Annotated in this window: 9 protein-coding genes; 4 read left to right on the forward strand and 5 right to left on the reverse strand. The window is 48.1% G+C overall.

Annotated elements, in window-relative coordinates; genetic code table 11:
• Positions 1 to 534 (forward strand): isoaspartyl peptidase/L-asparaginase family protein (locus VIM87_RS13865; protein ID WP_331997570.1); only part of this gene is annotated, 534 nt, incomplete at its 5' end.
• A gap of 207 nt (positions 535 to 741) precedes the next feature.
• On the opposite strand, the gene VIM87_RS13870 is transcribed toward VIM87_RS13865, so the two are convergent.
• Complete coding sequence (locus tag VIM87_RS13870) at positions 742 to 1,611, reverse strand: TraB/GumN family protein (protein WP_331997571.1); 870 nt, start codon at positions 1,609 to 1,611, stop codon at positions 742 to 744.
• Positions 1,612 to 1,757: 146 nt separating this feature from the next.
• Here VIM87_RS13870 and VIM87_RS13875 point away from each other — a divergent pair, with 146 nt between their 5' ends.
• Positions 1,758 to 2,192, forward strand: a complete 435-nt coding sequence (locus VIM87_RS13875) for a hypothetical protein (RefSeq protein ID WP_331997572.1) — start codon at positions 1,758 to 1,760, stop codon at positions 2,190 to 2,192.
• Between the two features lie 320 nt (positions 2,193 to 2,512).
• Here VIM87_RS13875 and VIM87_RS13880 read toward each other — a convergent pair whose 3' ends face one another.
• From VIM87_RS13880 to ggt, 4 genes are all read right to left on the reverse strand, one after another.
• Positions 2,513 to 3,595: a hypothetical protein gene (locus tag VIM87_RS13880; protein WP_331997573.1), complete on the reverse strand. Its 1,083-nt coding sequence runs from the start codon at positions 3,593 to 3,595 to the stop codon at positions 2,513 to 2,515.
• A gap of 225 nt (positions 3,596 to 3,820) precedes the next feature.
• Positions 3,821 to 4,243 carry a hypothetical protein gene (locus VIM87_RS13885; protein WP_331997574.1) on the reverse strand — a complete coding sequence of 141 codons (423 nt, stop codon included), beginning with the start codon at positions 4,241 to 4,243 and terminating at the stop codon, positions 3,821 to 3,823.
• A gap of 6 nt (positions 4,244 to 4,249) precedes the next feature.
• Positions 4,250 to 4,780 carry a DUF1572 family protein gene (locus VIM87_RS13890; RefSeq protein ID WP_331997575.1) on the reverse strand — a complete coding sequence of 177 codons (531 nt, stop codon included), beginning with the start codon at positions 4,778 to 4,780 and terminating at the stop codon, positions 4,250 to 4,252.
• A 228-nt stretch (positions 4,781 to 5,008) separates the two neighbouring features.
• Entirely contained in the window at positions 5,009 to 6,709 is a 1,701-nt protein-coding gene (gene ggt, locus VIM87_RS13895) for a gamma-glutamyltransferase (RefSeq protein ID WP_331997576.1), read from the reverse strand.
• A gap of 163 nt (positions 6,710 to 6,872) precedes the next feature.
• Between ggt and VIM87_RS13900 the strand changes: the two genes are divergently transcribed.
• Together VIM87_RS13900 and VIM87_RS13905 are read left to right on the forward strand one after the other, a co-directional pair.
• On the forward strand, positions 6,873 to 9,653 hold the full coding sequence (locus tag VIM87_RS13900) for a TonB-dependent receptor (protein ID WP_331997577.1): 2,781 nt from the start codon (positions 6,873 to 6,875) through the stop codon (positions 9,651 to 9,653).
• Positions 9,654 to 9,943: 290 nt separating this feature from the next.
• Positions 9,944 to 10,168: hypothetical protein (locus VIM87_RS13905; RefSeq protein ID WP_331997578.1), on the forward strand; the 225-nt coding region annotated here is incomplete at its 3' end.

The raw sequence follows: 10,168 nt of genomic DNA on the forward strand, positions 1-10,168 counted from the left end.
GAAGAACGCTGGAAAGCCTTGCAGAAAGTAAAGGCTGCAGATGAAAATAAAACACAGCTGGATCATGATGCCGATACCACCCGCAAAACCTCCCGTTTAGGCATAGAAAATAAAGATAATAAGTTTGGCACGGTAGGCGCAGTAGCGCTGGATAAGCAGGGAAACCTGGCCGCAGCTACCTCCACCGGCGGTATGACCAACAAAAAGTATGGCCGTGTGGGTGATGCGCCCATCATTGGCGCCGGTACCTATGCCAATAATGCCACCTGCGCTATTTCCTGCACGGGCTGGGGCGAGTTCTTTATCCGTTTATGTGTAGCCAAAACCGTTAGTGACCTCATGGAGTACAGGAATGAAACCATACAGCAGGCCGCCAACGAGCTTATTATGAACAAAGTGCCTGCCCTGGGCGGCGATGGCGGGTTAATAGCCATTGATAAGAGCGGGAACATTGCCATGCCCTTCAATACAGCCGGCATGTACCGGGGCAGTGTAACGGAGGATGGGAAGATCGAAGTGCTTATATATAAGTAAGTTGGCAGTGGGCAGTGGGCAGTCAGGGGAATGTACTTCGTTAAACAAATAAGTTTTTAGTTTGCCGTTATGCTTTTTATAGTAACCGGTTATTGACTGCCTATTATTTATTAATCTATTCCATAATAATACTTACTATACTAACGCACTATAAATACTGCGTGTAATACTTCAGCAGACTGCCAACTGCCCACTGCCCACTGCCAACTATTTCACCGCCTCAACTAAATATCCTTCCTTCCTCAGCAATGCAATCACCCCATTAGGCCCGCCCAAATGCCCGGCGCCAAAAGCAAAAAAGCTGGGAGTGGCCTGTATCTGCTGGGTAATAATGGGGATCCACCTGGCATTCCGCTGGTCCAGCAAAATATCCTGGAAAGGGCCAATGTCTTTAGACGATTGTGTGAGGGTATACAGCTGTTGCACATCCTGTTCTTTATAGGCATTTAACATAGTGTTGAACTCCGCGCGTTCTTCAGCAACATGATCCAGCATTTCCACCAACATGGCAGCTTCATCCTTATCAGGTATGCTGTCAAATACCGCTACCTGGTCCTGCAGGGTTTCCAGCCCGGCAATGCTTTTTTGCTGTTCCCTGGCTATCTTCAGCAGCTCGTTCTCAACAGAAAAAGGCTCGTTGCAGAACAGGAACAGCTTAATGGTCAACAAAGAAGTTAAGGCCATAGGTTTCATGCGGTCAAACATCGCCATATCCAACCCCACTTCCTTTTTACAATAATCATTTAGTTTCTGGTAATCGGCAGGTTTAAACAGCTTTTTCAGGGAGTATCCTTCCGGCATTAGCAGCAGCTGCTGCATTTGCTGCAGCATCAGGGAATCGTCCATATTAATTTCCAGGTACAGCTGCTGGCTGGCCTGTAATGCGGTGGTAACGCTGGGCGGGAAACTAAAATCCTTTTCACAAAGCAGGTGCATGGTGCCATACAGGAAAGAAGGCTGCATCATGCCTTTGCCGGAGATCTTCCATAGCAGGGAAGAGCTGGGCTTATCAGGGCCTGGCTGTGCCTGTGGCTGCAGCCAGGGCAGGCATAACAGCAGCGTGATCCATTTACGCATGTACAAAATTTACGGAAAGATAAGGCATTTGCATTCCTTTAACACAACTTAAGAAGAGCTTAAAATGCACTTTTGTATTAAACGCAAAAAATAAACGGCCGTCTTATACCCGATAACTTTTTTAAGTGACCCAAAAATAAGATTATATGAACGGGATGAGCTTAATGGCCGTAGCAGCCATGATGACAACCGGTGCTTTTGCAAGTGCAGGCAACGGTAACACAGACGATATTGCGTTGAATAAAATGGAGATCCAGCAGCAGAAACAACAGAATGATGATCTGCAGTCAAATATTGCAGACCAGCAGCAGGCGATCTTTGACCTGGTACAGGTGAAAACCAGCTTGGAGGATGATATTGCGATGATAGAAGCAAGGCAGCAGCGCTCAGAAGCAAAGGGTAACATCGCAAAGGCCAACCGCCTCGACAAACGAATAGCCTGGGACCAGGCCCTGCTGAAAGCAAATGAAGATCATATCCGTGAATACCTGGCAGTAGAAAGGAACGACATGCGCCTTATGAACCGTAACGGCGAGCGCATAGATAATGAAGAAGCAGCAATAGCGAAAGAGAAGGAGTAGAAGAGAATTTCGAATTATTCAATTACGACACCGCAAAACGGTGCATGAATGCCATTGAGAATAATTATGGTTATGAATAATTACGAATTGGGTAGTGCAACAGGGTGGTAATGCGTGTAGGTGCAGTAGCAAAGATTTTGAAGATATAGCATTACAAAAGATGGCAAGCAAAAAAGAGTTTGGAATAACAGGTTCCGTATAGCAATGGTTCCTTTTATAGAATGGCTTAAAGGATCAGCAGAAGATCAACGGATGTAATTTAAAGATTTCGCTGCATTATAATTCGTAATTATTCGGTTCATAATAATTTTCAATGGTCCTTATGCACCGTTTTGCGGTGTGGTAATTGAATAATTCGTAATTAAAGTTCCGATCTTTTCCAGATCATATGGTTCATGCAACGCAGAAACCACCACCCGGTGAATAGCAGGGCTGTCAGGATCAGGATACGCAAAAGAGGAAATAATGATATCGTGTTCCAGCAGGTATTGATCAATATAGGGGTGATGAGGAGCCGGCTGTAACAGGAAAACAGGCAAATGGAAAGGGTTGTGTACAAACGTGCTTTTGGCAACCTGTTTTTGCAGATAGTGGATGTTAAGCTGCAGTTTATTACGTCCTGCAGCGTACAGGGGTTTACTTTGCAAAAAGGCGTATGCGTTGGCTGGCATAATGGGTGTGCTGCCGGTAAAAAAGGGTAGTTTTTTCATGGCGGAAATATCGGCCGCATGCCCTGCCACCAGCCCGCCTTCTACACTGTAAGCTTTTGCAAGGGAAGCTGTGATCAGGTACCGTACCGGCGGATGAAGGGGTAACGTATGCACAATGCCTTCGCCTTCCGGCCCCAGGATACCGGCGCCATGCGAATCATCAATTACCACCATCACTTTACGCTCAATGGCCGATAGCCAGCTGAAGTTATGAATAGTGCTGGTTAGGGGATTTACCGCATCTGCGGCAATCACAAAGGTATGGTCCGGTTTACTGTTGATGAGGGCAATAGTTTGCAGGGCCCATTGTTCGTGATCCATTGCCGGCAGTACCGCATTATACAGGCGCATCGCCGGATGTGTGCCGGGCGCATATAATACTTCGCCTTTGGTTTGTGCATAATGGATGGCTGCCTGCGCAGCCAGGTAACCGGATGAGAAAGCAGCAGCTGCCTGCTGCCGGAACAATACCGCCAAAGCATGCTCCAGCTCTTCGTATATACTTAAGCGTATATTGGCCACCCGCGAGGAAATAAATACCGGGCCAAACAGATCCAACCCCGCTTCAAATGCTTCCCGGAAAGCCGTTTTTGCATGCGCGCCCAGGTAAGAAAAGCCGGAAAAGAAAAGATGACTTTTGCCATCAATGACCGCGGTTCTGCCAGGTGTGGTATCGGAGTGAAGGGGAAGCATGAGTTAATTGCGAATTATTTAATTACGAATTACGAATTTAGTTCTTCGTATTGATCTAATTCGCAATTCAGCAATTTATCATTGAGAATTAATTTATTAATAATTTCTAATGGGCCTATATCCTCATGGAGTACTCAATTCGTAATTATTCATATCATAATTACTTTCAATAGCATTCGTGCACCGCTTTGGCGGGGTCGTAATTAAATAATTCGTAATTGAATCCTACTCTGCTTTTGTCTTCAGCACAAAATAATACTCCCCGGATTTTACCTTCATATCAAAAAGGTGATCGTCCAGGTGTACAATGGTAACCAGGTTTTCTGCACTGCGCAGGCCATTGCTGGCAGTTACACTGATAATGCTGCCGTTGCTGAGCAGCGAATATTTACCTGAATCCGGCTTATTATCAATAGTGGCAATAAATACATTATTATCCAGGAACTGGTAATATACGTTGCTGTAGTAGCCTCTTTTAAGATCAGCAGCCTGTGTGATCTGTGTGTTGTCATACGGATCGCCGGCAGGTACCTGCACATCATATACCCGCCATTTTTTATGCAGCAGCAGGCGGTTGGCCTTATTGCTGTTGCAGGCCAGCGCGGTAAGGAACATGAATAATAGCAGGTAACAGCTTCTTTTTATCATAATATTTTATTTACGGCCCGACATGTGTTTATTAAAATCATCCGACTTTCCCTTAGCAATAGATAAGCTTTCCCATTGCTCCTTCAGCAACATTTTGCCAATATACACGATCTGCCCCACATGATACGGAATATGTGCCAGCTGCCGGTTAATGGCATCTACCACCACAAGCGGCTCCGTGCGGATGTGCACCGTTTTTTCCAGGTCGGCCTCCTGCAGGCTGTCCAGGGTTTGCATCATACGATCCCAGCCTTTGTTCCATAGCTCCAATATGGTTTCTTTGGATGCCTGGCTGTTCTCAAATTCTGTATCCCGGTTGCGCCAGGGCTTTTCACCGTCGCTGGTCAGGAAATCGGTCCAGCGGGAAAGCATGTTACCGCTTATGTGTTTAATGATCAGGTAAATGCTGTTGGAGCCATCATCCGGCTGCCAGTTCAGCTGGGCTTCGTTTAGCCGTTCCAGCGTTTTCTCGCCCAGCAGGCGGTGTGTAAGGAAGCGCTTTTTTACGCTATCCAGATAAATATCAGCGAATGACATATAATTATGAATTATTTAATTAAGAATAAGTTATTTCATCAAACAAATCACATCATCAATCCAACCACCACATCACCATCACATCATCAAACCCACCATCACATCATCAAACCCACCACATCATCATCACATCATCATCACATCATCAAACTCACCAGCACATTAGCATATCAGCACATTAACACTTTACCCCCATCTGCACATCTGCATATCTGCACATCCGCACATCTAATACCCTTCCGCACTATCATCCCCCCGCTTATCACCCACTGCTTCCAGCAGGCCCTTCTCATTTACCTTTATCACCTCTGTACGGCCAATAGTGCTGCCGCGCACCACTTTATAACCCATTTGCTCCAGGGAGCTCATCACATCCGCAGGGAAATCCGCTTCCACATCCACCTGGTCCGGCAGCCACTGATGATGGAACTTGCTTTCAAATACAGCCCGGTCAGCAGGCAGGTTAAATTCCAGTATATTCATCAACGTTTGAAACACAGAGGTAATAATGGTGGATCCCCCCGGCGTGCCCGTTACCACATAAGGTTTGTTGTTCTTTAATACAATGGTCGGCGTCATGGAGCTCAGCATGCGTTTACCCGGCGCAATGGCATTGGCTTCCGCGCCTACCAGCCCGTACATATTAGGTACGCCCGGTTTTACGCTGAAGTCATCCATTTCATTATTCAGGAAAAAGCCGGCGCCGCCCGGTACTACCTTACTGCCATAACCGCCATTTAAGGTGGTGGTCACCGCTACTGCATTACCCTGGTCGTCCATTACGGAAAGATGGGTGGTTTCCATACTCTCCGCCGCTACGTTACCGGCTTTTACAATTTCGCTGCTGCCGGCTTTATGCGGATCATAATCTTTCATACGTTCCTGCAGGTACTTTTTAGATGTAAGCTGTTGTACCGGTACTTTTACAAAATCAGGATCGCCCAGGAACTGCGCACGGTCGGCATAAGCGCGGCGCTCTACTTCTATCATCAGCTGAATGGCCTGTGGCGAATGAAAGCCCCAGGTAGCCAGCGGGTAATTTTCCACCATTCCCATCATCTGCTGTAACCCCACACCACCGCTGGATGGCAGGGGCATGGTTAAGATCGTGTATCCTTTATAGTTAAAAACAATGGGCGTTCTTTCTTTGGCTTTATAGGCTTTCAGGTCGGCAAGGGTTATCAGGCCATTACCGCGCTTCATTTCATCGGTGATCAATTTAGCGGTGGGCCCTTCATAAAAACCGGCCTGCCCTTTATCGCGGATCCTTTTCAGTGTTTGGGCCAGGTCGGGCTGCACCAGCGTATCACCGGCCTGCCAGGGTGTTTCCTTTTCAAAAGCATTGGGCCGGGTGTTCAGCTTACGGAAAGTAGCCGCATTACGATTAAGGCCGCGGGCTTCTGCTGCGGTGATCACAAATCCTTTTTCCGCCAGCATAATAGCAGGCGCTATCAGTTTGGACATGGGCAGTTTGGCATAACGCAGGGATGCAAAAAAGCCTGCCACTGAGCCGGGTACACCAGCGGCCAGATGACCATCCTGGCTAAGCTGTGTGTTGGCTGCCCCGCTGGAATCTATATACATATCGCGTTGCGCTTTGGCAGGCGCTTTTTCACGGTAGTCAATAGTAACATTCTTTCCATTGCTTAAATGTGCCACCAGGAAACCTCCGCCGCCCAGGTTGCCTGCAGCGGGGTACACCACGGCCAGCGCCAGCTGGGTAGCAATAGCTGCATCTACCGCATTACCGCCCTGCTGCAATATCAGCGCACCGGCCTGGCTGGCCAGCGGATGTGCAGATACCACAGCGCCATGCGCTGCCACTACCTGTTTTTGTATGTTGTAATGATACGGATCAATCCTGGCAGATGGCTGTGCAAAGGTGCATGCTGTAATGGATAGTAACAGGAGCGATAACAATAAACGCATGGCAAAGCTTTGATTTTATAGAACTAAGGTACTACTTACAGCAGTTAGTAGCAAGTAGCGGCGCCTGGCCAATAATGAAAGTATCTTATCATGATGCGCTGTCTTACATAGCAACCATTAAACGTTTTTATTCGTATTTTAAAGTAACCAAAATCTGTAGCATATGAAAAATCCCCTGACCAACCTCAGGTTGAAACCCGCTTTATTGCTGTTAACCTGCCTGCTCACTCATATTATTGTCGTAAAGGCACAAACCGGCACTATCCAGGGTACTGTCACCGATGGCCGCGCAGCATTAGCCGGTGCCACCGTTCAGGTAGAACGTACTAACAAAGGCGGCTATACGAATGCATCCGGTGCTTATACGCTTAGCATCGCTCCCGGCAGTTACACCGTTATTGTTAGTTATGTAGGTTATGCTACACAACGGCAGCCTGTTACGGTAACTGCAGGACAAACCACGCAGCTGGATTTTAAGCTGCCGGCCAGCACAACCATGAATGAGCTGGTAGTGCTGGGCAACCGCACTTTGCCGCGAACACAAACGGAAACCCCGGTACCGGTAGATGTAATAGACATCAAACGGGTAGCTGCCGATGCGCCGCAGGTATCCATTAACCAGATCCTGAACTATGTGGCGCCTTCATTTAGCTCCGGCACACAAACAGTGGCAGATGGTACGGATCATATTGATCCCGCATCCCTGCGCGGCCTTGGGCCCGACCAGGTGCTGGTGCTGGTAAATGGCAAACGCCGCTACAATACCGCGCTGGTGAATGTAAACGGTACATTCGGCCGCGGCGCTGTAGGTACGGATATGAACGCCATTCCAACTGCCGCCATTGACCGTATTGAAATTCTGCGCGATGGCGCTGCTGCGCAATATGGCTCTGATGCTATCGCAGGTGTTATCAACATCATTCTTAAGAACAGCGTAAATCGTTTAAACGTAAGCGTTACCACCGGCGCCAATGTAACGGATAAGTCGGTAGATAACATTGACGGGCAAACGGTGCAAACTGCTGTAAACTATGGTATACCGGTAGGGGAGCGTGGCGGCTTCATTAACTTTGGCGGCTCTTATGATTTCCGCAACTACACCAACCGCTCCGGTCCCTGGCAGGGCGCTATTTACCGCACCTATCCCGGCGCAGTAGATAAAACAGATTCCTTCCTGGTAGCCAATAACATTACCCGCGATGATATCCGCATGCGGGTAGGCCAGTCCAAATTGCGCAGCGGGCAATTGTTTGTAAATGCCAGCGTGCCTATGGAAAATGAGGCGGAGTTCTATTTGTTCGGCGGCCTGGGATACCGCAATGGCCAGGCAGCCGGTGTGTACCGCCTGCCCAGTGATAGCCGTAATGTGCTGGACATTTACCCGCTGGGATTTTTACCGGAGATCCATTCTGATATTTACGATAAGTCGCTGGCCTTTGGCATCCGCGGTAACCTGGGTAAGTGGAAGGTGGATGTAAGTAATACCTTTGGCCAGAACCAGTTTATTTTCAGCGTAGAGAATTCATTGAACGCCTCACTGGAAAAAGCATCACCTACGCGCTTTAGCGCCGGCGGACCTGTATTCACGCAGAATACCACTAACCTGGATTTCTCCCAGCGTTTTGATGTGCTGGCAGGCCTGGATGTAGCGTTTGGCGGAGAATACCGTTTTGAAAATTACAAGCTGGAAGCCGGCGCAGAAAACTCCTACACCGATTATGGCCGTGCTACTAAAATAGGCGTGGGTGCAGATGGTAAGGATATCCTGGTGCCTGATCCGAAGGGCGCAATAAATACTAAGTTTGGTCCCGATGGTACTGCCCGTGCCGGCGGCGCGCAGGTATTTCCCGGCTTCCGGCCGGAGAATGCCGTGAATACTTCCCGCAGCTCCATTGCAGGTTATGCGGATGTAGAAGCCAATTTCAGCAGCGCATTCCTGGTAGGCGGCGCCTTACGTTTTGAGAACTATAACGATTTCGGCTCTACGCTCAACGGCAAGCTAACAGCCCGTTACAAGCTGAGTGAGAAAACGGCATTGCGCGCATCGGGCAGCACCGGTTTCCGCGCACCATCTTTGCACCAGCGTTTTTATTCCAGCACCTCTACACTTTTCGTAGATGGGCTGCCATATGAAGTGGGTACCTTTACCAATGATAGCCGTCCCGCACAGCTGCTGGGCATCCCGCAGCTGAAACCGGAGAAATCCAAAAGCCTGAGCGCTGGTTTTACCGGCGCTTTTGGGAAGTTTAACCTAACGGTAGATGGTTATTACACCCGCATCAACGACCGCATTGTATATACCGACCAGTTCTCCGGAAGCAATGCACCCGGCGCTTCGCCGGTTGATAAAGAGATCTACCAGCTGCTTTCACTTGCGAATGCCAACCGTGCGGCATTTTTTGCCAACGCTATCAATTCTGAAACAAGAGGAGTGGACCTGGTGCTAACCTACGGTACCCGCTTAGGCGCCGGCAGCTTCCGTGCAGATTTAGCCGGTACTTATTCTTACACCCAGCAGGTGGGCGATATCAAAGCATCCGCAAAGCTGGCCGGCAAGGAAAACATTTACTTCAGCCGGGCCAGCCGCATTTACCTGGAAAGAAGTGTGCCGCGTGAAAAGATTAACCTCACCCTAACGTACAACATTAAACGTTTTAATGTTTTTGTGCGGAATGTATACTTTGGCAGCGTAGAAGAAGCCACCAATGACCCTGCTTTTTTCCAGACATTTGATCCGCGTGTGGTAACAGATGTAGCCGTAGGGTATAAATTCACACCGGCTGTAAAGCTCAGCATCGGTTCTAATAATGTGTTTGATATTTACCCTGAGAAAGTAGAGAACCCCGCCAATACTACCAACGGACAGTTCCTGTATAGCCGCCGTGCTACGCAGTTTGGGTATAACGGAAGGTTTTTGTTTACGAGGCTGGAGTTGAATTTGTAGGAGAAGGAGGAGTCCCCGGTCTGAAAAGGAACGGGGACTCCTTACCATATAAATATATAGTAGTCATAAATTTCCGAACTAAAAAATAAAATAATTCTTTTTCCGGTTATACTTTTATCCTGTGCCCATAAATGAAGTAAGTCCCTATGTCGGTTTGTCAACCTATACCTTATGTAACCGTATTAAAGACGCTGTTTTTTCTTGTTTGTAGCCTTTCTATAAACAGTTTGGCAGTAGCAAATACTTTCCCTGTTAATCGTGTCAGTATAATATGTGACACTATTCCCGGTATGCCGGATTCACCGGATCATATATTGCAGCAAAAGCAGGAAGTGATCAGTAATCTGCTGGATAGTAGTGCTTTTCCTGCACCCGATGTCTCCGGCGCTGCAAAAAGAGGTAAGCAGCAGCTTAAGGGAGGCCTTTCTGCATTCAAACCTAAGGATCCATTAAAGAAACTGGGGCAGCTGGAAGCGCCCAAAGCGCCTGGCCTAAAGGGTTTGCTCCAAAACGGG

It is taken from the genome of Chitinophaga sp. (genome assembly GCF_036569125.1).
In the GTDB taxonomy this organism is placed as follows: Bacteria; Bacteroidota; Bacteroidia; order Chitinophagales; family Chitinophagaceae; genus Chitinophaga.

Excerpts from the sequence above, each read along its gene's own strand:
- VIM87_RS13890 (WP_331997575.1), bottom strand. The coding sequence starts at position 4,780 with ATGTCATTCGCTGATATTTATCTGGATAGCGTAAAAAAGCGCTTCCTT.
- VIM87_RS13870 (WP_331997571.1), bottom strand. The coding sequence starts at position 1,611 with ATGCGTAAATGGATCACGCTGCTGTTATGCCTGCCCTGGCTGCAGCCA.
- VIM87_RS13875 (WP_331997572.1), top strand. The coding sequence starts at position 1,758 with ATGAACGGGATGAGCTTAATGGCCGTAGCAGCCATGATGACAACCGGT.
- VIM87_RS13900 (WP_331997577.1), top strand. The coding sequence starts at position 6,873 with ATGAAAAATCCCCTGACCAACCTCAGGTTGAAACCCGCTTTATTGCTG.
- VIM87_RS13880 (WP_331997573.1), bottom strand. The coding sequence starts at position 3,595 with ATGCTTCCCCTTCACTCCGATACCACACCTGGCAGAACCGCGGTCATT.
- ggt (WP_331997576.1), bottom strand. The coding sequence starts at position 6,709 with ATGCGTTTATTGTTATCGCTCCTGTTACTATCCATTACAGCATGCACC.
- VIM87_RS13885 (WP_331997574.1), bottom strand. The coding sequence starts at position 4,243 with ATGATAAAAAGAAGCTGTTACCTGCTATTATTCATGTTCCTTACCGCG.